Origin of the sequence: Shewanella abyssi (genome assembly GCF_023284025.1) — a bacterium.
In the GTDB taxonomy this organism is placed as follows: Bacteria; Pseudomonadota; Gammaproteobacteria; order Enterobacterales; family Shewanellaceae; genus Shewanella; species Shewanella abyssi.
Window position 1 is genome coordinate 33056 of the sequence record NZ_JAKIKR010000021.1, and the last position, 23527, is coordinate 56582.

Sequence of the window (23527 nt, forward strand, 5' to 3'; positions counted from 1 at the left end):
TTGGAGTTGAGTTATTTATGCAGTTATCGTCGAAAACAGAGACGCAAAACACGGTATCGCCCATAGATGGCAGTGTGTTTGTTAGCCGTCAGCTCGCGGACGAGCATCAGGTATTGGCCTATGTAGAGCAAGCAACTGCGGCCTATAATGGTTCCAAGTACAGCTGGAAACTGACCCCGCTATCCCAGCGTAAAGTCCTATGCAAAAAGGCTATCGAGCAGTTATTGAGTCATAAAGATGACATAGCCAAAGAGCTGAGCTGGATGATGGGCCGCCCGATACGATATGGCGGCACAGAGCTTGCTGGCGTTGCCGAGCGCAGCGACTATATGATCAACGCGAGCGAACAAGCCTTAGCCGATATCAAGCTCGAAGACAAAGCTGGCTTTACCCGTTACATAAAACGTGAATCCTTAGGTGTTGTACTCGTCATCGCCCCGTGGAACTACCCTTTTTTAACCGCGATAAATGCCATTATTCCTGCTTTACTGGCGGGCAATTGCGTGATCCTCAAACACTCAGCTCAAACCCCCTTGTGTGCCGAGCGCTTATACCAAGCATTTAGAGATGCGGGGCTACCTGAAGGCGTTTTTCAATACCTGCATATGAGTCACGATAATACCGCCAAGCTTATCGCCAATGAGCAAGTCAGTTATGTCGCCTTTACAGGTTCAGTTTATGGTGGCAAGAGGGTAGAAAAAGCCGCTTGTGGTCGCTTTATTGGTGTGGGTCTGGAGCTTGGTGGCAAAGATCCCGCCTATGTGCGTGAGGATGCCGATATCGACAATGCTGTTGATACCTTAGTCGACGGTGCCTTTTTCAATTCAGGGCAATCTTGCTGCGGTATCGAGCGCATCTACCTCCACCACAGCGTTTTTGATGAATTTGTCACTAAGGCAGTGGCCTTAACCGAACAATACCAATTGGGACGGGCAGATGATCCCGCCACTACTCTCGGCCCTATGGTGCGAACATCAGCTGCAGACTTTGTCCGGCAGCAGATAGCTGATGCAATTAAGAACGGTGCCATCGCGCAGATAGACGAAACACTTTTCCCCATGAGTCAGCAAGGCACACCCTACCTTGCCCCGCAAATTCTCACCCAAGTTGATCACTCAATGAGTGTGATGACACAAGAGTCGTTTGGCCCCGTGGTCGGGATAATGAAAGTATCGACTGATGAGCAAGCGATTCGCTTAATGAACGACAGTGATTTTGGCTTAACCGCCAGTATATTCACCCAAGATATCGACCGAGGCATTGCGTTAGGCGAGCGCCTGCAGACGGGGACTTTTTTCCTCAATCGCTGTGATTACTTAGATCCCGCATTAGCCTGGACAGGGGTTAAGCAATCTGGCCGAGGTTGCACCTTATCTCAGTTAGGATTTGAGCAGCTGACTCGACCTAAATCATTTCATATTAAGCATACTTAACTCAGTGCCCGTATGGGGTCGAGGAGTCATCATGGATTTACAGGCAAGTTGGAATTTCCCCACCGCCATCACGGTAGGTGAAGGCTGCTTAGTACTGTTAGGCCAGCGCTGCAAGGCCCTTAATATGACCAAGGTGTTGTTGATCACCGATCCCGGTTTATCCGGCCTTCCTATGGTCAAAGAGGCGATTGGATCCTGCATCGCTGCGGGACTTGAAGCTGATGTATTTGCGGATATTCAGGGCAATCCAACTGGCAACAATGTTCGCGATGGCGCACTGTTTTTAAACGCTGGCGATTTTGATGGTGTGGTGGCGTTCGGTGGGGGTTCGAGTTTAGATGCCGCCAAAGCCATTGCCATGATAGCCAAGCAAACCATCACGCTATGGCAAGCGGAAGATATTGGCAGTAATTGGACCCGTGTCGATGCAAGCTTAATGCTGCCCGTGGTGGCTGTTCCTACCACTGCGGGGACAGGTTCTGAAGTGGGCCGCGCGTCAGTCATCACCGACACCGATGGGCCGCATCATATTAAACGCATTATCTTTCATCCAAATATGCTTCCTGCGAGTGTTTTGCTCGATCCGACACTCAGCTTAAGTTTGCCAGCTCATATTACCGCAGCAACCGGTTTAGACGCCTTATCCCATAATTTGGAAGCCTATTGCGCGCCTTTTTTTCACCCGATGGCAGAGGGTATCGCTATTGAGGGAATACGGTTAGTTAAGGATTACCTTCCCAGAGCGGTGGCCAATGGTGAGGACGTTGCAGCAAGAACGCAGATGCTAGTGGCCTCGACTATGGGCGCCACCAGCTTTCAACGAGGTTTAGGCGGAATGCATGCCATCGCGCATTCACTTGGTGCCCTGTATAACAAGCATCATGGATTGTTAAATGCGATTTTAATGCCCTATGTGTTGATCCGAAACCGCAGCGCTATAGAGGAGCGCATCATACGCTTGTCGAGATATCTTCAGTTAGATGATGCTAGTTTTGATGGTTTTCTATCGTGGGTGTTAACGCTTAGAGAGCAGCTTAATATTCCACACACCTTAGCTGAGATAGAGATAGATTTAGCTGATGTGGTTTTAATAGGTCAAATGGCAGCCCAAGATGCTGCGGCGGCAGGTAATCCGATCACCTTAACTGATGTCGAGTATTCATTACTGTTTAGCAATGCGGTTAACGGTCGCCTGCTATAAGGGTTTTCACACAGGAGACGTGTATGAAAATAGGTATTTTGCAATGCGATGATGTCAGCAACGCACTACAAGCTAAGCATGGAAATTACCCTCAGATGTTTACTCGCCTGTTTGAGGACTTTATTGAGGACTTTGGCACTCAATTGACGTTTGCAGTTTACCGCGTAATAGATGGCATTTACCCTAAGTCAGTGGATGAATGCGACGCCTATATCACCACAGGTAGCCGTTACGGCGTCAACGATGATGAGGCCTGGCTTCTGCAGTTACAGCACTTTATTGCCGAGCTTTATACCGTTAAGAAAAAATTTATTGGGATCTGTTTTGGTCACCAGATGATGGTTAAGGCGCTAGGAGGTAAGGTTGTCAAATCACCAAAAGGCTGGGGCGTTGGCGTGGCAACCTCAACAATTACTCAGCATAAACCTTGGATGGACAACGCCGTTGCGGCGGTATCTTTGCTGGTGAATCATCAAGACCAGGTGAGTCAACTACCTGCTGATACTGAGATCATTGCCGCCAGTGACTTCTGCCCTTTTTATATGGTCCAGATAAACAGTCACTTTTTAGGTATTCAGGGGCACCCTGAATTTAGCAAGCGTTACTCAGAAGATCTCATGAATGCGCGCCGTGACCGCATCCCCCACCAAAGAGTCGAAATAGGCATTGAGTCACTGTCGCTGCCCGTTGACGGCAAGCTGGTAACACGCTGGATAGTGAATTTTCTGCAACAACAATAATAATAAAGTCTGATTATTTACATGCTAGATCTCAGCATTAACCTTTGTCATTTTTATCGGCCTACACGCCATTTAGTGGGGAGATGTGGGATTATTTCGACCTTCAATGTATTACTCGACAATTGGGGTTCTGCACAAGAGCATCAAGCTGCACATCGTTATGAATAAAAAGAAAGGTCGTGGCGCTTCGCCCATTCTTGTAATCAAGAGCAGAGCCTAGGGGCAAAGCGCTTGCCCTCCTCTTGCTTAACTAATACAAAAGAAGTCCCTCAGCGCCCCGGCGAAATTTAAACAGAAAAATTTCCAACGAGGAAGATTGGCGTGTTCTATGTGTTTGTTTGTGTATCAAATATTGAGTTTCTATTTCAAACTCAAATGCTAGATAATGTTCTTTCCAACCTAGTGTAGGTGCGGCTGAGGCCTTCGATGGCATGGACGCCATCGTAGAGCCCACAGGGCCAATTCTGTTCCATACAGAATTTGGCATTTCCTCCGTCCTTGGAGGTCAGACGAACTTGCTGCGTGCCTCAGCAGTATCTGCACATACGCCTGCCGCAGGCAATTGGAACCACCTTTGCGAGAAGGTAACCCACTTTTGTCCAGAAGCGTGTCAGACGCTACATTGAACTTGCTGGCAGAGCATGTGCTGTGGGGCGTGCAAGCTTCTAAATCACGGATGATTTAGCAGAGCCTACATGGACGTACTTGTGGCGGCTTGCTAAGACACAGGGCGCATGCTCTGCAATTTCAATATGGCCTGATAATTTCAGACTTAAAGGCACTGGAATCCGGCCCAGAAGCTTCACTCGGCAATTGCTCCCTGCATTGCTCTACCTCCTGAATCTGACCTACACGGACGTAGGAAATGCCATTGTTGTAGGAACTATCAACGGCCATTCAGTCGCGGGATGACGGATCTGGCTCAGATGTCAGACGTAAACTAGCTCGTTTTTGTCCAAAATCGAGTTACAAACGATCAAACGTTAGCAAGTCAAAGCTCAATAGAAGAGCTAACCTCTGCCATTTATGATCAATTTTAGTGTCATCTGACCCTAACTCGGTAGCGCCAGCTTAGATTTGTCGACTGCATTGCGGCAGCTAGGAGAGTTATTGCCGCGATAATTTTTACAGCCCCAAAAAGCCCCTCGCTTACTTTCTCTCAATACCATATCGCCATCACAAACATGGCAAAGTGGTGTGGTATGGCCGCAACGGTCATTTAGGCAGACTTTAAAGCCTGCAAAACGTTGACGCGTCATCGGGCTAGCACAACGGTCACAGCCCTCTTCTTTATGGTCGCATAGGGGAAAATGAGAGCAGGAGTAAAACGAGGTAAACTTACCCGTCCTTGGCTTTAGCGTCCCCGTCGTACAACGAACGCATTTGATCTCTTCAAACAACTTTTGTACCAGTGAAGTATTGAACTCTTGCTGCTCTATTGCATAGCTGTCCTGAATAAGCTCAACCACAAACGGACTCACATCAGTCATATCGGCCGCTATATAGACACGATGCTTGGCACGGGTTAGCGCCACATAAAACAGTCGACGCTCCTCAGCATACTCAAAGTCTTCTGCCTGAGGCAAAAAGGCCTCTAACAAGGGCGGCGTTACCTTTTTTGATGGAAAACCATGCTTACCGGTTTTCATGCCTGTGATCACCACGTATTCAGCCTCTTTGCCTTTTGATGCATGAAAAGACTGACACTCAATGGTTAGGCTTGGGTATTTCAGCTTAAGTTGTCTTAAGCCATTGCTATCAGGCAGATGGAACCAAAAACGGCCGAGTAAGTAAACCGTCGGCTTAATCTTAGGTTTAGATTTAACGCCATCTGCGCCTTGCCCTACTCTGACTGTAATCGCATTCAATGCTTGCTCGAGTGCATTAGCGCTGGATTCCTCTATTGTCGCCGCTTGATTTTCTCCACGCTGTATCAATGAAATGGCAGGCTGAGTAACAGTAACATTGGAGCGAATATCCTTTTTAAGCTGCAGTGGGTTCTTGCTGACAAACTGGCTGGCAACAGCACCGATGCTGCTATTAAATCTAAAGGTGCGATCGAGGTAAGTCTTGGCTGTTGCACCAAAATATTCAGTGAACTTGGTGGTTAAGCTAACATCTGCGCCACTAAAGCGATAAATAGCCTGCCAGTCATCACCCACACAAAACAGTGACGCTTTGGTTTTAGAGCTTGCTGAACATGAGTCCCTCAATGCCCGCACCAAACGCGCTCTTGGCTCTGAAATATCTTGAAATTCATCAACCATAATATAGCGCCAAGGGCTAATAAAGTGACCATTTTGAATGTAGCTTAGGGCTTTGCCAATCATGTCCTCAAAGTCGATAACGCCCGCAGTCGACAAATGTTGTTGATAGCGGCTCAATATTGGCGCTAACAGTTCGAATGCCTTGCGCACCTGCTTGGGATCTGCGGCATTTTCAAATACGGCATCAAGCCCTTTATCATCAACACAAGCGGCTTTATACAGTCCGATTAGCTGACTGAAGAGCTTTGCCAACTCAGTCACCCGTCCTAACTCATGTAATGTTTCAAGTATGGCTTCATCGGGTAGTGGCGAGTATTGAACATTAAAGGCAGATAGAGCCTGCTTAAGCTCAGCGATTAAACAACCTTTTTGATGCTGATGATAGAACAGCTCAACACAAGTGCTATCGCGTTGTTGGTGTAACTGGCGCTTCCACGCCATTGACTCAAGATAGGCTCTATTATCGATGAAAGGCGCTGTATTGCCAGCCGCATCAACGCCATAATACTCGATATAAATACCGTACTCTGGTAGATAAAAATCAGGTTGATACTGACGAAAATCAATACTACTGACATCGTGCTCATACTTAGCTTCGTATTGGTATTCGATACCATTGCTAAACAGCCAGTTAGCGATATACAACTCACCAAAGCTCTTTACTCGTTCACCTTTGAGTGTACGGATATCATTGTCAGTTAAGTATGCAAAATACTCACCCTCTGACTCAAACTCGAACGGGCTTCTCTCAACATAGTAGTATTGACTGAAGTACTCAAACAGCGACTTTCTGTAGCCCACATCCTCAATCAAATGCTCTAGCGTCTGTTGTACCCACTTATCTTTGGCTTTTTCATCATCAACCCAAGGCGACAAGCTCGGCTGCGCTGCTTCAACTTCAGCGATGACTCTTAACCCTAGGCTGTGGAAAGTACTGGCTTTGATATCATCAGTGCCAAGCTTTTCTTTGATCCGTGCATCCATCTCATCAGCAGCTTTTCGACCATAAGCCAGCAGCAGAATATCACTCGCCTGGGCTTTGCCACTCTCGACTAAATAGCCAGCACGCCCCACCATGACACTGGTTTTGCCGGTTCCCGCCCCCGCTAACAGCAAGTTGTTATCATCATCAATAACACAAGCCAGCCGCTGCTTATCCGTTAGCGGGTTAGTTTCAACATGTTCAAAAAAATCAGCATATTTTAGCAACTGAGATTGAACATAGCCTTCACGCAATTGCTTTATCGTCGCTTTATCCCAGCGATAAAACTGCTGTAACTTATCTAGCGCGAGCTTAGTCTGTGTTGATAACTCAACCGACTCATATAAGGGATCGCACGAGGGATCGCACGAGGGATCGCGCAAAGGCTTACACAAGGATCGGCACCAAGGAAACCAGCGCTTATATTCTCGCGCTATTCGTAACTGCATCTTGTCTAGTAACGATGCACGTAGATAGTTATTTGCTAGGGTGTTTTCAATACGTGCTATTAACCTGCATAACTGCTCCTCATGAGCTTGAGCCCACAGCACTTCAACGTGTTGTTTAAATTTTGATCTGGCCAAGTAACTGAGAAAGGCAACCTGTTGCGGCTTGCCATCAACTTGAAAATTGAGCAAAGTGCCAAAAAAGCTCAAAGAGAAAATAGGTGGTGACGATAGCCGCTGCCAAGATATGCGTACTTCATCAACCGCTGTTTGAGGTTTACGGTAGAGCCCTAAAAACTGGCCTTTAGTACAGCTAAACTCAATACCCTCAGCGGATAACTTAACCGCATTAGGCTTTCCTAAATACAGTTGGCCAAACCAACTATGGCTGATACTTTTTTCGATGTCTTGTGGTAACAATTAACAACCTACGACTAAATGGCTTTACGCGTTAAATAACAGAGAGTGGCCGTCACTATATCCCAGTTTTGAGCTGCTAATAATTATCTTTATAAGTTACTTAACGTAAGGAACGTAAGCCCCACCAGCTTTGACCTTTCTCTTTGAGTTGATTTAAAGAGAGCGCACCAATGGCAATAATCCCAGAACCTAGCATGAGTCAGGATTATTCAACTAACCTTAAGCTAACCAGAATTTACTCAAGTGAAGCCTCTATGCTGGTAGTAACAGCGTGAACAATGAACATCCCAAGCAACCCTTGGGTATTTTCCCTAGCTCATGGAGTGAATTGAGGGCAGGAAGAGTGCCAGGCCATATTCCCATTTGGGTGGGTATTTTGTCTGAGTTGACCGAATTTGGCATTTTTTTTGTGGCTTATTTTATTGCCAAATATAACTACCCAGAAGCTTTCTCACTTGGCCCCAAAAGTGTTAGCACCTTCGCCGGCGTGCTCAACACGCTTATATTGCTGACCAGCAGCTACTTTATGGCAAAAGCCATGATCAATATTCGTGTTGATAATCGACTCAAGTCGGAGCGTTACCTTTGGCTGACGTTTGGCTGTGGTTGCTGGTATTTAGTGGTAAAAACGGCCGAGTTTTATTGGAATCACCAGCAGGGTTTTAGCACCAATACCAGTGAGTTTTTTACTATCTATTACTACATGACATTTAATCACTTTCTGCATGTGGGCTGGGCCGCTTGCGCAATATTGTGGGTAATTTTCCGCTTACGTAAAGGCGCCTACTCAGCAAAGCAGCACTCAGGGTTAGAAGCATTAGCCATGTATTGGCATATGATTGATCTTATGTGGATCCTTATTTTCCCCTTGCTGTACGTGTTGAGGTAAGGCCTGATGAAGTCACTTGGCAAAATTGAATTTTATTGGGGAGCATTGATTGCTATCACCCTGTTCAATACATTTTTGGGGGAACAGTTCGAGTCCTCTGCACTGGTCAGTGTTTTAGTGGCACTCACCGTAATGTATAAAGGCTTAATGGTTATCGACCATTTTATGGAACTGCGCCACGCCCATAAATACCTGCGTTTAATGATGCGTTTCTACCTTATTTTTTTCCCCTCACTCATTATACTGACCGCCTTTTTTTGACGATAAACAGCTCAAGTTAAGTTAATACCAATTCCACTAAAGATGTGATCAATTCAGAGCTCTCTCAGGGCTTTCAATTCAAGGCGCATTGTGGAAGAAATGGTTATTCCCTTTTAAGACAATGTAACGCAGCAGTGAAAGTCCTGAGAAGCTCACTGCGTGCGGGTTTAAAATCCCTTAATACAGCGCATGTGGCTTTTGATATAGAATAACTATTAACTACAACCCACGTGCTTGTCTAAAGTGATTTAAATTCCCGCTGAACGAGCAACTATTTAATGGAATTGGTATAACTGCTTTTATGGCCAAACATCTGATAAATGCTATATTTATACTGCGTTACTTTTCAAGTTACGCCGAATATTAGGGAGCAATATGACCTCTTCAACGACCTCTGCGATTGCCATTAAGGGTGATATTTTTTATCAGCCACAAGATAATGAAGTACAACTGTTTGAGTATGCATTCTCCCATCAGTTACCCTTATTAATTAAAGGCCCTACAGGGTGCGGTAAAACGCGCTTCGTCGCGCATATGGCCGAAAAGCTCGCGAGGCCCTTATACACAGTGGCATGCCATGATGATTTAACCGCTGCGGATCTCGTTGGGCGTCACTTGATTGGTCCTAACGGCACCTATTGGCAGGATGGGCCATTAACCAGAGCCGTGCGGGAAGGGGGGATCTGCTATCTCGATGAAATCGTCGAAGCGCGGAAAGATACGACCGTCGTCCTCCACCCTCTTGCTGATGATCGACGCATACTCCCCATAGAGCGAACGGGAGAGGAGCTTGCCGCTGCTGAAGGCTTTATGTTGGTGGTGTCCTATAACCCGGGTTATCAAAATATTCTCAAAGGCATGAAGGCGAGCACTCGACAGCGCTTTGTCGCATTGCGGCTTAATTATCCCGACCCTCTGCTTGAGAGCCAAATTCTGCTCGCTGAAAGCAAAATAGAGCAAGACTTGGCAGTCAAATTAATTGAACTGGCCGGTTCACTGCGTAGACTAGACTGTGACTTGGATGAAGTGGTGTCTACCCGCTTGTTGATTTATGCGGCGCGAATGATCTCCAGTGGCATGGCGCCACTTGCCGTGTGCCGCTGCTGTCTTGCTGAGCCCCTATCCGATGATATCACTACCGTTGAAGCCTTAATGGACGTCGCTCGCTTATACTTTGACTATTGAGGGCGGCGGGAGCTGACGAAAATGGAGTTGGACAATGAGGCAGCACTCGCTCTAGCGAACACGAATACCCCATTGAGCAAACCTCACTTACCGGGTGATTTGGCGATGTGGTTTTTTATCTTGGCTGAACTAACGGTATTTGCGATTTTCTTTATTGGCTTTGCGATCACTCGCCAACTGTATCCCGATATGTTCCAACAGGGCCAAAGTTACCTCCATCCTGCTGCAGGTGGGATCAACACCTTCGCCTTGATCTCGAGTAGCTGTTTCGTCGCCCTAAGCTTAAATGCCATAAGACAATCACGACATACCTACGCAGCGATACTGTTAGCTGCAGCGCTATTAATGGCAAGCGTCTATTTGGCAGTCAAGACATGGGAGTATAACCAGCTACTGGATCTTGGATATGGTCTCTCTAGTAATACCTATTTCACCTTGTACTTTTTTATCACCGGCTTTCATTTCCTGCATGTCATCCTTGGGATGATTATTTTGGGGTTTATGGCGTTCAGAACTATCAATGGCGCTTATCAAGGAGGCAATCTGTCTGGGTTCGAGTCTGGCGCTTGCTATTGGCATATGGTGGATCTGGTATGGATCATACTCTTCCCACTACTTTACGTTATCGACTAGCTAGACTCAGATCGTAGGAGGGTTAGTAATATGCTTAATCATCACGCTGTTATTCTACGGGTTTATCTTTATCTTATTTTGCTGACCATAGCGTCTGCATACATGGGAAGTATCGATGACATTTGGTCATCAGAGTGGCAGGGGCTGGCCCTAACGGGGATCCTTGCCTTAACCGTGATAAAGGGATGGCAGATTGTTGATGTATATATGGAATTGAAACAAGCCCCTGCATTGTGGCGCAATCTATTGCGGGGTTACATTGTATTACTGCCCTTGATTATTGGTTTCATTTATCTTGTTTTCTAACTAGCTCTCTACTGCAATATAAATTCAAATAATACTCTTACACACCCTATTACACTCTCTATAGCACTCTTTATAGCACTTTCAATAACACACTCTAGACTTGCTTGTAGCCCATTTTATTCCCCGCCCATGCGCGGACTAACATCCATACGGCAGTAAGAATAAAAGCGGTATGGATAGAGATAAAATAGGTAATAACAAATACCCAAGTCATCCCAGAGTTGAAGCCGCCTAAATATAGCATTAGCCCGCTGACCAATATTAGTGCCGCTGCAGCGGCCAAGTTCAGCTTAATGGCAAAATTTAGATGATAAGCAGCAAAAGATTCAGCGGTAAATTTATTGATTTTAGTCAGTAATACCAGAAATGAGACCGCAGGTAAAAAGGTTAGATTCAGTAAGGACCACAGGGCAATTATGGATGCCTGTTCTATTTGCTTTCTATCATATTTTCTTACGTTCATGGTTATATACCTGTCTGCAAAATCGGTTATCGGGGCAAATAGATGACCATCACTAAACAAAATAGCGCGATGAAAACAAAGGCCCATAAAAACAGCTTGGTCTTATATAATCTGCTACTCGGGTGGGCGGCAGGTAAAGCCATACCACAGTGTTGGCAAACTTGACCTACAGCAGGGCTATCTAGCCCATTTTGCTCAACCTCATTTTCAGTCTGACAATACAAACAGGGTACTTTTTCAATCATCCCTCCTCCTGTTGTTGTTGTAGATAGTAAATAGCATTTAACACGATGAATGGGTTAGCTGATGGTAAAGCTGCGGCAACTTTGACGGTAGCTGACAGGGATTAACAATCACACTGAAGCCGTTACTGCCGAAAATATAGGGTAGATATTGGTCAGCTTTTTGATCTATGGTGATGCAAAATGGCACGAGTCCGAGGCGCCTTGCGGCAATAATGGCTTGGCGGGTATCTTCAATGCCATATCTGCCGTCGTAATTATCGATATCGTTGGGTTTACCATCGGTCAAAATCAGTAATAGTTTTCGATGCTGAGTCTGTTCGGCTAAAATTCGGCTAGCTTGGCGAATCGCCGCGCCCATACGAGTGTAAAACCCCGGACGTAAACTGAGTATGCGCCCACGAATATGGTCATCATAAGCTTCGGCAAAATTCTTCAATAGTGTAAAGCGAACATGATGGCGTTTTACCGATGAGAAACCATAAATCGCAAAAGGGTCCCCCACTGCCGCTAATGCCTCACTGAATAGCAGCATGCTGTCCTTGATGACATCGATGACCCGGTGCTCATTATTGATATAGGCATCTGTGGACATCGAAAGATCTGCTAATAAAAGAGTACTGATATCGCGTTGGCTGCTCTGAAACCTAAGGTAGAGACCAGTATCGCGCGCCAGCGATGTTTTACTTTCAATATGGAAGTCCAGCCAAGCGCTTAAATCAATCTCGTCGCCTGTAGACTGAGATTTTTGCCAATTTTTAATACTTTGTAACTGCTGAAATTGTTGACGGACTTTGTTTGCAGCTGACGCTAATGATGCCGGCAGGGCCAGTGGCTGGCTGTCTTTAGGTAGCATAGGTTGCAACAAGCAGTGCGCGGGGATTAATTGATTAGATCTGAAATCCCACTCTGGCAAGGTGATGCCTTTTCCCAGTGGCAAGTCATCCTCAATGGCAGCGGGCAGATCAAGATCAAGCTTCAGTTTGGCTGTTTTCTGCCGTGAGCCTTTTGCCACAGTAATAATATCAAGATCCTCGGCGACTCTTTGAGCGTCTTCATCTTCAGTGTCGTCTTCGGCACGGTTCACTCGCGAAAACTCACTCCAAGAAAACAGGTTCTCTAATCGAAACACCATCAAGCTATCTTTGCTGTCCTCCTCTTCAACTCGCTCAGACTTTTTCCTTGCTTGTAGGCTCTCTTGCGGTGTCATCAACGATGACGTTTGCTCCTCTTCACAATCAATATCTGCCGCGTTAAATGGGTTAGCCTTAATATTTTCATTGGGATACAGCCACAGATAAATCGCTTGAGGAGCATAGTTAGCCACAGGGAAATCAATGGGAGTTTCAGGATGAAGAATCGCCTGTATGACAGCATGTTCGAGCAGTTGTAAGGACTTAGGTAATGACGCTAATGGCGTGCGTAGCTTGAGCGTCGCAGCGGCAAGTCGTGCATAGCGCGGCCTCAATGTCGGGAAAGTAGCTAATACTGCCGTCACTGCCGCCTGATTGTCTCTAGCCCAGTGCGTAAAATGAGTTGGGCTATAAGCAGCAAGCGCCACCAGCCACAGGTAAAGTTCTCTATTAAGTTGCTGCGTATCAAAAATGGCAATCGATTGCGGTAGCCTTAGGCTGGTTTCATCCTGCCAGGCAAGGCTGATTTGCTGATTAGCACCCGAAATTTTATCCAGCAGTTTTCTGCGAGCATAATAGTCACGAGGTACAGCGGCTTCGACACGTTTTGTCGGCGCGCCACCTAATGCTCGAAAGACCAACCCGGCAGATTTTTTTATATCATCAAACTCAACTCGGGCATGATCAAACTCTGTGTGGCTCTTTTGCACAATATACTTGTGCCAGATACTACCAACCCATTCTTCCATAAGAGGTTAAATTATCTCCCTTGTGCCGTAGATTGAGCTGAAGCTGACACCAATCAATGGGGTCAGCTTCATTTTCATCTCCATTTACAGAGCATCAATTAGATACGCTTTCACTCAACTTATTCCCATCATTTTACGGCTTTCCTATCAACCAAGAAGTTACACAAATAGGTGATCAGTCCGATTAAGAATACCACCCCCGCGGCTTCTCTTGCCCAGTAGAAAATAGAGAGTTTATCTTGGGTGGCCATAAAGTTAAGTGCCTCACCGTTTTCCGGAATACGCTGTAACCAGACTTGCAAAATTCCGGCTCCCGTTAAAAACAGAGTGATAAAGACCATCGCGACTGTCATCAGCCAGAATCCCCACATCTCAATCACCTGCGCCTTATTACTCGACGCCTCGCCAACACCTCGTAGTTTGGGCATAGCGTAGGAAATGATAGTGAGCACAATCATGGCATAAGCCCCATAGAAGGCCATGTGCCCATGGGCGGCGGTGATTTGTGTACCGTGGGTATAAAAGTTAACAGGTGCCAAGGTATGTAAGAAACCCCAAACGCCCGCGCCTAAAAATGCCATTACCGCGGTGCCCAATGCCCAAAGCGTAGCTGCCTTATTAGGATGTTCACGGCGACGATTATTGACCATATTGAATGCATACAGCACCATAGCAAAGAAAGGTAACGGTTCAATGGCTGAGAATACCGAGCCTATCCACTGCCAGTATCCCGGAGTCGCTAACCAGAAAAAGTGATGCCCAGTCCCCAGCAGACCAGAGATCAGCGCCATCGCAATGATCACGTAGAGCCACTTTTCAATGATCTCTCTGTCAACTCCAGTAATTTTAATCAAAATAAAGGCCAAGATGGCACCCATAATCAATTCCCACACACCTTCAACCCACAGGTGAACCACAAACCACCAAAAGAGTTTATCCAAGGCAATATTGGCAGGGTTATAGAATGAGAATAGGAAGAATACCGCGAGACCAATGAGGCCAGTTATCAGCACCATATTGATGACGGTCTTTCGGCCTCGAAGTATTGTCATACCAATGTTAAACAGGAAGCCAAGACAGACAATAACAATGCCGATTTTAGTGATGGTCGGTTGCTCTAAGAACTCGCGCCCCATGGTGGGGAAGTATTCATTACCGGTGATATGGGCAAGGGTTGAGTATGGCACCAATAGGTAACCTAGTATGGTTAACGTGCCGGCTACCGCGAATATCCAAAACAGCACTATGGCTAACTTGGGGCTGTATAACTCGGTTTCAGACTCTTCTGGTACGAGGAAATAAGCCGCCCCCATAAAGCCAAATAACAACCAAATAATGAGCAAATTAGTGTGCACCATACGGGCCACATTGAAAGGGATGGCATCAGCGAGAAAGTCGCCGACGACGTATTGAAGACCCATGATGAGGCCAAACAAAATCTGGCCAGCAAATAAGATCAAAGCAAAAACAAAGTAAGGTGTTGCCACTGATTGTGATTGAAATTTTAATGTATTCATTGCTTACCCCTCAATATTCGGTGGCCAACTGTTAACATCCATTTCAGCGGTGAACTTTAAAAACTCCGCCAAATCATCAACTTGTTGCTCAGTCAAATTAAATTGAGGCATCTGACGCCGTCCTGGCACACCAAGAGGTTGAATCTTCATCCAGCCCTGCATGAAGCCTTTAAATGCATCGAGATCACCGCCGCCACGACGAAAATAAACATTACCCAGCTCTGGAGCATAATAGGCGCCCTCTCCGATGAGCGTATGGCAACCGATACAATTATTGTCTTCCCATACCGTTTTACCTCTTGCGACTGACTCAGTTAGGTTTTCACGATGGTCGTATTTGGGCATTTCTCTAGTGGTATGCAGGGTGAGTGCGGCAAACAACAGTAGGAAAAAAACACTACCGCCATAATAGATATTTCGAGCCATACCTTTCGTAAAAGTGTCTGACATATTGCTACCCTTTATTCTGGTGACTTTAATTTTTTTGATTAAAGATTTCCTCAGTATAGGACAGCAGGGTTTATTTGCAGGGTTTCAACGATAGAGCCCAGCTAAGCTTTTGTTGTCAGCAAGGATCAAGGCTGGTCGCCTGACGGTGAATAGTTGGAGTGTAAAATTAAAGGATCTTGCCTATGTTGGTTATATATTTGCCATTAGAACAGCCGAGGACTCCATCTTAGATAGCCCTCGGCCCAACGGCTTACTCATAATAGAAAATGCTGAGCAACCCGGGTTAAACCAGGGGCTCAACGATGGTGATGCGCTTTTATTTTAGCCCTTTGCCTTTTTGGCAGCACGCTTAACAGTGAAGCGATATCGTTTTTGCATTAGGTTCTCTGCAACCCAATAAAGCCCCGATAAAGACAGTAGTAGCGTTAACACACCAAATAGCCAGCTGAACGGATTGTTAAAGCTGCCTTGATTAAGGTAATCCATAAAATGCAGTTTAAACATAAAATCTGCGATATCAGTTTGGTCATTTTTATGACCAACCAGCTCGCCATTAACCGCATTGATATAGACTCGGGTCGACAGGTCATCTTGCATATTCACCAGCCACAAAGGGTTGCACTGCTTAGGCCAATCATTATGGGGGGCTGCCACCTGCTCAATACTGCTAATGCTGCCGGGTCCCATGTAACTATCGCTAGCTAATTGCATCGCCAGCGGCTTATCAATATTTATGGTTTTACCTGAGTATGCGTCGATTAAACCCTGCTGCTGGCATTGGTGGCCATAGCGCTGCACTTTGGCATCGAGTCGATAAACAGGCTGCCCTGCTAGAGCGACTAAGCTAACTGATTCAGTCTCAGGCCGAGTAGTGAGCAATGGGGCTATTTCGAGTAGCCGCTGAGATTCAAATTTATGTCGATTTTGCTCTGTGTGATGGCTGTGGTTGTACGCCATACCTTTAAGCTCATCATGGGGGATGAGATTGAAATAAACCCCGCTAATGAGCCATAACAGTAACTGAACGCTAACCAAGGCGCCTATCCAATAATGACCCACTTTGATCCAGCGTTTCATACGCTTACTAAGCTGGTTTGAGGCTCTGATTTTTCCGCTAGCCTGCCGTTTTTTAATTGTCATTACAGGTACCTCCGTCGACGTTGCCAAGTGAGCAGTAGCCCGGCGATAACTGAAATAATGGCAATGATAGCCGTGATCAATAGCAGCTTGTTGTCAATGGATTCTCCATCGTCATAATCCATGATATGCCACTTCCAAAATAGATCGAACAAGCGCCAGTAGTCATGCCTACGAGTAACCAGCTCCCCAGTAGTGGCAGACAAGTACAGGGTCGTGGCAGCGCTGTCATCAAAGTCCATTTTCCACACCGGTAGATGACGCGCGGCCAATTCTGCAGGCCCGTCCTCTCGCAGCAGTACGACCTTGATGAGTTTTGCTTCTAGTGGAATTGATTGTTGATGCTGAAAGCCTTTGGTTATTTCTCTCGCTTGCGGCTCTGTTATTTCCGCTGACAATTGGCCTGAATTAGCATTAAGTAAAAATACTTTCCCCTTTAGTTTTATGCGGTAGTAATGATGGCTAGCCAATAGCTTCAAACTGATGTCATCTGCATCTGGATAGCGCTGATACACGGCTGATATCGGGTAATTAATTTGGTTTGTGTCTATATAGGCAACACTCTGCTTGTCAATATGGTCACTCCGTATAAAACCAATATCCATTAGTACAAAGTAGCTGCCGGTAACCGACCAGATCACGATAGGCACGGCAAGTGCCAACATCAGCCATCTATGTAGGAAGTGCGCGGATAATACTCGCTTAATTTTTTTTATTAGGCTCAAAATAATTACTGACCTTTTGTTATTGTTATTGTTATGAGTAAATCTATTGCTGACCTTTTGTGCGACCCTATATTTAATCCTATGTTTAACCCTGGCTACCTAGGCTTTAGGCAAGTATCGAGCTTGCGCTTTAAAACCCATTTCAGTGCTAAATAATAGCGACGCCCGATTAAGTCCTAGGTCTTAGTATTGGTGTTGCCGTCAGTGTAACTCTGATGATACGGCGCTTGTCGGTCGAATACGTTATCAACTCCAGCGGTTAAAGCAATATTATTATCGACTTCATAGCGAACATGGACATTATGCGTAAGTCACTGCATACCTCTAAAGTGAGGTTTTTGACCCAAAAGTGTGATTACCCGAGCATTTTACTCAAGTAATGTTTGCGACAAACAAAAGATGCAAATAATATGTATGTTATATTATTTGCAGTTTTTGGAGTGCCATCATGTCTCAATCAAAAGAAGTGTTACTGAATACTCGCGTCGGAGAATTGGTCGCTAGTGACTTCCGTACAGCCCATATTTTTAGTCAGTTTGGTATCGATTTTTGTTGCGGTGGTGGGATCTCTTTAGAACGCGCGATTACACGCTTTGATGCAGATGAAGACCAACTTATCAATGCCCTGCTAGCGTTAGACGAAAACGCAGAAAAGGGCCAAGGGCTTGCGGAGTTACCACTGCCCGATCTGCTTAACTATATTGAAGCAACGCATCACACCTATGTGCGAGAAAAGACACCTCTGCTAATTGAATACAGTCAAAAAATGGTCCGTGCACATGGCGAGAATCATAGCGAGATAAAGCCGTTAGCAGGCTGGATTAATGCGCTTGTCAATGACTTGATGCCACATCTAATGAAAGAGGAGCAGATCCTGTTTCCGGCCATTCTAGGGCTACATAACCAAGTGCAAACCCAAACTTGTTTTGGCCATATCAGTAACCCAATTAATGCCATGTTGCATGAGCATGATGAAGCGTTGCAGATTATGGCAAAGATCAGTGAGCTGACTAATGGCTTTCAGCCACCGGAGCATGCGTGTACCACATGGCGAGTTTGTTATGCCACACTTACTGAATTTCAAGCAGATCTAAAGCAGCACATCTATATTGAGAACAACGTGTTGTTCCCCCAAGCTGTTGCGCTAACCGCATAAAAAGGAAAGGCTCACTTAGGTGAGCCTTTTTATTAAATTGCAGTTTGTTGTAGCGGAGACCAGTTCATTGATGCTTGCTTTTGCTGAATAAGTTGCTCAATCAGCTCTCTTATTTTTGGTTCAGCATCAATAAATTTACTCATGTTTGCACCACCATTGCGAGCATCATAAATAGCTTCAGCGTCTAAACGACCATCACGAAGAGCTAAAGAAGTTGCTCTAGCTGAAAAATGGATTGGATTTGAAAATGAGGAACTTGCATTTTTGCTCGCGCTATAGTCGCCGAGCCAAATCCTGGGTTGAGCCACACCGCCTGACAACCTGCACGCCTTGCGCCATCAACATCGCTACTCGCGCTGTCGCCAACATGAAGCAGACTTGCCAGTGGAATACCTAACCTCTGTGCAGCCTGAACAAACATCTCTTTGGCCGGTTTTTGCTTTACTCCTTGGCCAGGATGTAGCACAAATTCAAATATTCCGTCGAGTCCAATACGCAGGTGATCAACATTGCCATTGGTGATCCCGACTAAGCGATAGCGCCGTTTTAATGCTTGCAGTAACTCCAGCACCTCTTTCGATACTGCAAACTGACTTCGATATAAAATAAACTGCTCAAGCACCGCCTTGGCGCCCTCTTTAGCAACTGCAACATCATAACCTAGCATCAGTAAGCCACGCTCCAACATCACCACACGCGCCAAGCTAGTGTCATGGCGAAGCTCAGGTGCATGCTGAAGCAAATCAAACTTCAATCTATGCCAATCGCGCAACTGCCACTGTGTAGATTTCGGGTAATGTTGCTGTAAAAACTGCTGCGAGGCAGCTTCAGCTTTTTGAATGATAGGGCGATTGTCATACAGCGTATCATCTAAATCAAAGCTAATAGCGCTAAAGCTTTGCGGCCTGATAAACACCTTCATGATTTATTGCCTCGCTTCTTTGCTCTTGGATGCGCACCATCGTATACCTTGGCCAGATGTTGAAAATCCAGACTGGTATAAATCTGGGTGGTTGATAAATTCGCATGACCAAGCAGCTCCTGCACCGCACGTAAGTCAGCACTAGACTCCAGCATATGCGTTGCAAATGAGTGACGTAGTTTATGTGGGTGCACTTTCACATTGAGCGCTTGCTCCTGGCCCCACTTAGTTAGCCTTGCCTGAATACTACGGTGGGCTAAGCGCCGGCCTTTGGCCGTTACAAATAGCGCGTCATCTTCACATGCTATGTCATGCCGAATATCAAGCCACTGCGTTATAGCAGCCAGTGCCAACTTACCGATTGGCACTATTCGCTCTTTACTGCCCTTACCGAGCACTTTAACTTGCGCTTGGGAAAATTTAATATCAGTCACATTGAGCGCTGCCAATTCCGCCAGTCGTAAACCCGAGGAGTAAAACAGCTCCATTATCGCCTTGTCTCGATAGCTTAATGGATCGTTAGCATCGATTTCCAGCAGATGGCTAACCGAATCAACATCCATATTTTTGGGTAAGGGTTTGGCTTGTTTGGGTGCGCTAAGATTCAGTGCGGGGTTAACTGAGATCTGTTGCTCTCTTAGCAGGAAGTCGAAGAATTGTTTAATCGATGACAACGTAAGGGACAATGAGCGCGGGCTTAATCCCTGACGATGTAGCTTGGCCAGCATGGCTTGCAATGACTCATGTTGTAACGCTAGCCAGCTATCGTCTTCGGCAAACAGGGCTTCAACCCGCTTTAGTTCAAACAGGTAATTTCTTACTGTGTAGGCTGAGACTTGTCGCTCAGTTTTAAGGTAACGCTCAAAATCGATAAGCCAAGGTGACGTGCTTGACGATCTATTGTCAGCCATAAAGCCTCGCGGTTAAATTTTCGGCAACTGATAATCCAGTAACTGCTTAAGTTGAGAGAGTAACAGATGATCCATCTCTGGATGAAAGTGCATAGGGTCAGTGCTTGCGATAGCAAATATCACCTGTCCACACTCCTTCGATAACCGAGATAACGCCACTGAACCGACCTCAGAACCAAACAAACGTTTCGATTCTTCTATGGTTAAGCGGCCAAAATAATAACCTGAATCTAAGCGTTTTCGCCAAATATGCGACAGTTCACTATCGATGTCATGTACGGTTATTAGTCGAACGTGGCTAAACTGAAACTGCTCTTTTAAGCCGCTTGATAATACTTGACGCAACTCGCCCATATCTTCACATTTTAGCATCTGCATCGACAATGCACTGTTAAACATGTAGATCTGTTCGTTTCGTGACGCCATTGATAGCAAGGCTGTTATCTCCTCTTCAAGCTGCGAAACTCGTTGGCGTAATGACTCCTGCTGACGCTCAACCAAGGATACGGCCCCACGCTCAGCATGTGGAATACGCATCGCCAGCAATAACTCAGGGTAGCGACTAAAAAAATCGGGGTTATCCAGCAGATACTCTCGGATCAAGATCTCGTCAAACGGTGGTTGCTTCATGGTATTTTCTGTCATTGAGGAATTTGTCCATCATAAACGTGCTCTGCCGGTCCAGTCATCCACAACGGCTTACCTTCGCCATCCCAGTTGATCATTAATGTGCCACCGGGCAGATCAACCCGTACATTTCGTTCGAGCTTACCTTGCAAAACACCGACAACTACCGCAGCGCAAGCGCCAGTGCCACAGGCTAATGTTTCGGCCGCGCCGCGTTCATACACCCGCAGTTTGATATAGCCCGCGTTGACCACTTCCATAAAGCCAACGTTTACTCCTTTAGGAAAACGTTCATGCTGGGTCAGTTCAGTGCCAATAGCATCGACATCGGTATTAGCCACATCGTCAACCTCAATGACACAGTGTGGATTGCCCATAGAGACAGCGCCACATAGGTAAGTTCCGCTGGACGCCATCAATAAGTAAGTCTTTTCCACTTTCTTAGCATTAAAAGGAATTTTAGCCGGTTCAAGTACTGGCACACCCATATTAACCGTGACTTTACCGTCGCGTTCCAGTCTCAGGGTGATCTTACCTGACGAGGTACTCACTCGAATCTTATGCTTATGCGTTAAGCCTTTATTGCTAACAAATCGAGCAAAACAACGGGCGCCATTACCGCATTGCTCCACTTCACTGCCATCGGCATTAAAGATCCGATAATGAAAATCAAGATCGGGATCGTACGGTGGTTCCACCAACAACAATTGATCGAAGCCGATGCCAAAATTTCGGTCTGCTAGACGCTTGATCTGATCCGGTGAGAAGAACACATTTTGTGTGATCCCATCAACAACCATAAAGTCATTGCCTAAACCGTGCATCTTCGTGAATTGAATCAAGATGGACTTCCTTAAAGGTAACCGTAGCGGATAATATTTATCATGCTACATTCTAGTTATTGAGTTTACGGCAGTAATTGCTCACCTTGCCACAATTGTGCAAGCTTTTCTCTTTCGCGGATCACGTAAGCATTATCACCATCAACCATCAACTCTGCCGCTCGAGGGCGCGAATTGTAGTTAGACGCCATGGTAAAACCATACGCGCCAGATGAACGAATCGCTAAGTAATCACCCGCTTGCACGTTTAGCTGGCGATCCTTACCTAAGAAATCACCAGTTTCACACACAGGTCCAACGACGTCATAGCTTTGAGTTTCGCCGCCACGATCGATCGCCGGAATAATTTTTTGCCATGCACTGTAAAGCGCAGGTCTGATCAAATCGTTCATCGCGCCATCGACTAAGGCAAAGCGCTTCTCGCTGTTTTCTTTGAGGTATAGCACTTGCGTGACAAAAATACCTGCGTTGGCCGCAATCGCTCTACCAGGTTCAAAGATAAGTTTAAGATTTCGCCCACCTAAACGTTCTAACAATGCCGCGGCATAGGCGTCAGGTTGTGGTGGTATCTCATCATCATAAGTGACACCAAGACCGCCACCCACATCAAAATGCTTAATCTCGATGCCTAGCACCGCTAAACGATCGATTAAGGCCAACATACGATCCATTGCGTCTAAAAACGGCTTAATCTCAGTAAGCTGAGAACCGATATGGCAATCTACACCTTTAATTTCTAACCCTGGAAGCGCCTTAGCACGTAGGAAAATGGTTTCAGCTTCTTCCATCGCAATACCAAACTTATTCTCTTTAAGCCCAGTTGAGATGTAGGGGTGCGTGCCCGCATCGACGTCAGGATTAATACGCAAAGAAACAGGTGCCACTTTACCAAGACGTTGTGCAACAATGCTTAGTTGTTCCAGCTCAGCCGCCGACTCTACGTTAAAGCAGTAGATACCGAGCTCTAACGCCATCTCCATCTCAGCAACGGTTTTACCCACGCCAGAAAAGACGACTTTAGCAGGGTCGCCGCCGGCCTCAATCACTCGGCCAAGCTCACCGCCTGAAACAATATCAAAGCCACTGCCCAAACGTGCCAGTACATTCAGTACTGCAATATTTGAATTCGCCTTAACTGCATAACAGATAAGGTGTGGATGGTTAGCAACAGCATTATCAAACGCATGCCAATGTCGCTCTAATGTCGCTCGCGAATAGATGTAAAGAGGTGTGCCATGTTGCTGAGCTAATTCAGCGACTTGACATTGTTCGGCGTACAGCTCTTCTGCTTGATATATAAAATGATCCAAGGTCTTTAATCCTTCTTACTTTCTTCGCTTTGCTTCGGCTCTGCGTCAGGCGACTTTTCATCGCTCGCTTGTTGATTAACATCTTGCGGAGGCGCTCTAAATAACGCACTTTTTTGCCCACAACCTAAAAGTACTAGGCTACCAAGCCCCAGCAACAAAAACAGTCTCATTTTTTTCAACATCGGTTGACCCTTTAGCGCAATGACCGCAGACAGGAGCAACCCATGTCAACGTCTTGCAGTGTGGCAAAAATAGTTATACTTGATGTTTGCAGACAAGGCCGTTATCAGTCAAGCCTATAACGCATTTATATCCGCTGTTTTTAGCACTTATTTAGTATTATACCCGTCCTACTTGAACATGCTCGTTTCAGAGGCGTTGGGCTTTACTAAGATTTATAGGTAATAGACTATAAATTGATGAGTTAATAGCCGCTAGCATGCTATTTATCTATATTTCACGACATCAAGGATGCGTCAAGCCGTTGAAAACAGCACTAGAATAACCCTATGTAAAACAAATATATAAACAACACGACGGCGTTTTATTATAGCTGCACTTAATAACCCCAAAATTAATG

General features: G+C 45.8%; 23 protein-coding genes. 9 read left to right on the forward strand and 14 right to left on the reverse strand.

The features are described 5' to 3' along the window. Positions 1–17 precede the first annotated feature (17 nt). Genes L2755_RS11000 through L2755_RS11010 form a run of 3 tightly spaced genes read left to right on the forward strand, consistent with a single transcriptional unit; the run spans position 18 to position 3374 of the window. A complete protein-coding gene (locus tag L2755_RS11000; protein ID WP_248980740.1) occupies positions 18–1433 on the forward strand; it encodes an aldehyde dehydrogenase family protein in 1416 nt (471 codons plus the stop codon). A 31-nt stretch (positions 1434–1464) separates the two neighbouring features. Beyond that, positions 1465–2634 (forward strand): iron-containing alcohol dehydrogenase, encoded by a 1170-nt coding sequence (locus L2755_RS11005; RefSeq protein ID WP_248980741.1) that lies wholly within the window; start codon positions 1465–1467, stop codon positions 2632–2634. Positions 2635–2657: 23 nt separating this feature from the next. Further along, a complete protein-coding gene (locus L2755_RS11010; RefSeq protein ID WP_248980742.1) occupies positions 2658–3374 on the forward strand; it encodes a glutamine amidotransferase-related protein in 717 nt (238 codons plus the stop codon). A gap of 1052 nt (positions 3375–4426) precedes the next feature. Here L2755_RS11010 and L2755_RS11015 read toward each other — a convergent pair. Next, entirely contained in the window at positions 4427–7489 is a 3063-nt protein-coding gene (locus L2755_RS11015; protein ID WP_248980743.1) for a UvrD-helicase domain-containing protein, read from the reverse strand. 271 nt (positions 7490–7760) lie between these two features. On the opposite strand from L2755_RS11015, the gene L2755_RS11020 reads away from it, so the two are divergent. The 5 genes from L2755_RS11020 to L2755_RS11040 all read left to right on the forward strand — a co-directional run bounded on the left by L2755_RS11020 (position 7761) and on the right by L2755_RS11040 (position 10763). After that, positions 7761–8378, forward strand: coding sequence for a cytochrome c oxidase subunit 3 family protein (locus L2755_RS11020; RefSeq protein WP_248980744.1), 618 nt, complete (start codon positions 7761–7763; stop codon positions 8376–8378). A 6-nt stretch (positions 8379–8384) separates the two neighbouring features. Continuing rightward, positions 8385–8639, forward strand: a complete 255-nt coding sequence (locus L2755_RS11025; protein WP_248980745.1) for a cytochrome C oxidase subunit IV family protein — start codon at positions 8385–8387, stop codon at positions 8637–8639. 375 nt (positions 8640–9014) lie between these two features. After that, on the forward strand, positions 9015–9824 hold the full coding sequence (locus L2755_RS11030) for a CbbQ/NirQ/NorQ/GpvN family protein (RefSeq protein WP_248980746.1): 810 nt from the start codon (positions 9015–9017) through the stop codon (positions 9822–9824). A 21-nt stretch (positions 9825–9845) separates the two neighbouring features. Further along, complete coding sequence (locus L2755_RS11035) at positions 9846–10457, forward strand: cytochrome c oxidase subunit 3 family protein (protein ID WP_248980747.1); 612 nt, start codon at positions 9846–9848, stop codon at positions 10455–10457. Positions 10458–10487: 30 nt separating this feature from the next. Further along, positions 10488–10763 carry a cytochrome C oxidase subunit IV family protein gene (locus tag L2755_RS11040; RefSeq protein ID WP_248980748.1) on the forward strand — a complete coding sequence of 92 codons (276 nt, stop codon included), beginning with the start codon at positions 10488–10490 and terminating at the stop codon, positions 10761–10763. A 94-nt stretch (positions 10764–10857) separates the two neighbouring features. Here the strand turns inward: L2755_RS11040 and L2755_RS11045 are convergent, their stop codons facing one another. The 7 genes from L2755_RS11045 to L2755_RS11075 all read right to left on the reverse strand — a co-directional run bounded on the left by L2755_RS11045 (position 10858) and on the right by L2755_RS11075 (position 17179). Continuing rightward, positions 10858–11226 carry a hypothetical protein gene (locus tag L2755_RS11045; protein ID WP_248980749.1) on the reverse strand — a complete coding sequence of 123 codons (369 nt, stop codon included), beginning with the start codon at positions 11224–11226 and terminating at the stop codon, positions 10858–10860. A 26-nt stretch (positions 11227–11252) separates the two neighbouring features. Next, positions 11253–11471, reverse strand: coding sequence for a DnrP protein (locus L2755_RS11050; protein ID WP_248980750.1), 219 nt, complete (start codon positions 11469–11471; stop codon positions 11253–11255). A gap of 37 nt (positions 11472–11508) precedes the next feature. After that, complete coding sequence (locus L2755_RS11055) at positions 11509–13350, reverse strand: nitric oxide reductase activation protein NorD (RefSeq protein ID WP_248980751.1); 1842 nt, start codon at positions 13348–13350, stop codon at positions 11509–11511. Between the two features lie 128 nt (positions 13351–13478). Further along, positions 13479–14867, reverse strand: coding sequence for a cbb3-type cytochrome c oxidase subunit I (locus tag L2755_RS11060; protein ID WP_248980752.1), 1389 nt, complete (start codon positions 14865–14867; stop codon positions 13479–13481). 3 nt (positions 14868–14870) lie between these two features. Then, a complete protein-coding gene (locus L2755_RS11065) occupies positions 14871–15317 on the reverse strand; it encodes a c-type cytochrome (RefSeq protein WP_248980753.1) in 447 nt (148 codons plus the stop codon). 321 nt (positions 15318–15638) lie between these two features. Next, positions 15639–16457 (reverse strand): PepSY domain-containing protein, encoded by an 819-nt coding sequence (locus tag L2755_RS11070; protein ID WP_248980754.1) that lies wholly within the window; start codon positions 16455–16457, stop codon positions 15639–15641. Continuing rightward, positions 16457–17179: a peptidase gene (locus L2755_RS11075; protein ID WP_248980755.1), complete on the reverse strand. Its 723-nt coding sequence runs from the start codon at positions 17177–17179 to the stop codon at positions 16457–16459. The genes L2755_RS11070 and L2755_RS11075 overlap by 1 nt, the downstream gene beginning before the upstream one ends. Positions 17180–17627: 448 nt before the next feature. Between L2755_RS11075 and ric the strand changes: the two genes are divergently transcribed. After that, the gene (ric, locus tag L2755_RS11080) at positions 17628–18335 is read left to right on the forward strand and encodes an iron-sulfur cluster repair di-iron protein (protein WP_248980756.1); all 708 of its coding nucleotides are present in this window, start codon (positions 17628–17630) and stop codon (positions 18333–18335) included. 205 nt (positions 18336–18540) lie between these two features. Here the strand turns inward: ric and L2755_RS11085 are convergent, their stop codons facing one another. The 6 genes from L2755_RS11085 to L2755_RS11110 form a co-directional block, all read right to left on the reverse strand. Beyond that, positions 18541–19257: an HAD-IA family hydrolase gene (locus tag L2755_RS11085; RefSeq protein WP_248980757.1), complete on the reverse strand. Its 717-nt coding sequence runs from the start codon at positions 19255–19257 to the stop codon at positions 18541–18543. After that, positions 19254–20168 carry a tyrosine recombinase XerC gene (xerC, locus tag L2755_RS11090; RefSeq protein WP_248980758.1) on the reverse strand — a complete coding sequence of 305 codons (915 nt, stop codon included), beginning with the start codon at positions 20166–20168 and terminating at the stop codon, positions 19254–19256. The genes L2755_RS11085 and xerC overlap by 4 nt, the downstream gene beginning before the upstream one ends. A 12-nt stretch (positions 20169–20180) precedes the next feature. After that, a complete protein-coding gene (locus tag L2755_RS11095; protein WP_248980759.1) occupies positions 20181–20813 on the reverse strand; it encodes a DUF484 family protein in 633 nt (210 codons plus the stop codon). Then, positions 20810–21637 (reverse strand): diaminopimelate epimerase, encoded by an 828-nt coding sequence (dapF, locus tag L2755_RS11100; protein ID WP_248980760.1) that lies wholly within the window; start codon positions 21635–21637, stop codon positions 20810–20812. Before dapF ends, L2755_RS11095 begins: the two co-directional genes overlap by 4 nt. A 65-nt stretch (positions 21638–21702) precedes the next feature. Then, complete coding sequence (gene lysA / locus L2755_RS11105) at positions 21703–22947, reverse strand: diaminopimelate decarboxylase (protein ID WP_248980761.1); 1245 nt, start codon at positions 22945–22947, stop codon at positions 21703–21705. Positions 22948–22952: 5 nt separating this feature from the next. After that, complete coding sequence (locus tag L2755_RS11110; RefSeq protein WP_248980762.1) at positions 22953–23129, reverse strand: hypothetical protein; 177 nt, start codon at positions 23127–23129, stop codon at positions 22953–22955. Positions 23130–23527: the final 398 nt, after the last annotated feature.

Bases quoted from the DNA above. Each gene is read 5' to 3' on its own strand.
- L2755_RS11010 (WP_248980742.1), top strand. From the start codon at position 2,658: ATGAAAATAGGTATTTTGCAATGCGATGATGTCAGCAACGCACTACAA.
- L2755_RS11005 (WP_248980741.1), top strand. From the start codon at position 1,465: ATGGATTTACAGGCAAGTTGGAATTTCCCCACCGCCATCACGGTAGGT.
- L2755_RS11000 (WP_248980740.1), top strand. From the start codon at position 18: ATGCAGTTATCGTCGAAAACAGAGACGCAAAACACGGTATCGCCCATA.
- xerC (WP_248980758.1), bottom strand. From the start codon at position 20,168: ATGGCTGACAATAGATCGTCAAGCACGTCACCTTGGCTTATCGATTTT.
- L2755_RS11085 (WP_248980757.1), bottom strand. From the start codon at position 19,257: ATGAAGGTGTTTATCAGGCCGCAAAGCTTTAGCGCTATTAGCTTTGAT.
- L2755_RS11070 (WP_248980754.1), bottom strand. From the start codon at position 16,457: ATGACAATTAAAAAACGGCAGGCTAGCGGAAAAATCAGAGCCTCAAAC.
- L2755_RS11095 (WP_248980759.1), bottom strand. From the start codon at position 20,813: ATGACAGAAAATACCATGAAGCAACCACCGTTTGACGAGATCTTGATC.
- L2755_RS11055 (WP_248980751.1), bottom strand. From the start codon at position 13,350: ATGGAAGAATGGGTTGGTAGTATCTGGCACAAGTATATTGTGCAAAAG.
- L2755_RS11040 (WP_248980748.1), top strand. From the start codon at position 10,488: ATGCTTAATCATCACGCTGTTATTCTACGGGTTTATCTTTATCTTATT.
- L2755_RS11025 (WP_248980745.1), top strand. From the start codon at position 8,385: ATGAAGTCACTTGGCAAAATTGAATTTTATTGGGGAGCATTGATTGCT.
- L2755_RS11045 (WP_248980749.1), bottom strand. From the start codon at position 11,226: ATGAACGTAAGAAAATATGATAGAAAGCAAATAGAACAGGCATCCATA.
- L2755_RS11035 (WP_248980747.1), top strand. From the start codon at position 9,846: ATGGAGTTGGACAATGAGGCAGCACTCGCTCTAGCGAACACGAATACC.
- L2755_RS11110 (WP_248980762.1), bottom strand. From the start codon at position 23,129: ATGTTGAAAAAAATGAGACTGTTTTTGTTGCTGGGGCTTGGTAGCCTA.
- L2755_RS11030 (WP_248980746.1), top strand. From the start codon at position 9,015: ATGACCTCTTCAACGACCTCTGCGATTGCCATTAAGGGTGATATTTTT.
- L2755_RS11050 (WP_248980750.1), bottom strand. From the start codon at position 11,471: ATGATTGAAAAAGTACCCTGTTTGTATTGTCAGACTGAAAATGAGGTT.
- L2755_RS11060 (WP_248980752.1), bottom strand. From the start codon at position 14,867: ATGAATACATTAAAATTTCAATCACAATCAGTGGCAACACCTTACTTT.
- L2755_RS11065 (WP_248980753.1), bottom strand. From the start codon at position 15,317: ATGTCAGACACTTTTACGAAAGGTATGGCTCGAAATATCTATTATGGC.
- ric (WP_248980756.1), top strand. From the start codon at position 17,628: ATGTCTCAATCAAAAGAAGTGTTACTGAATACTCGCGTCGGAGAATTG.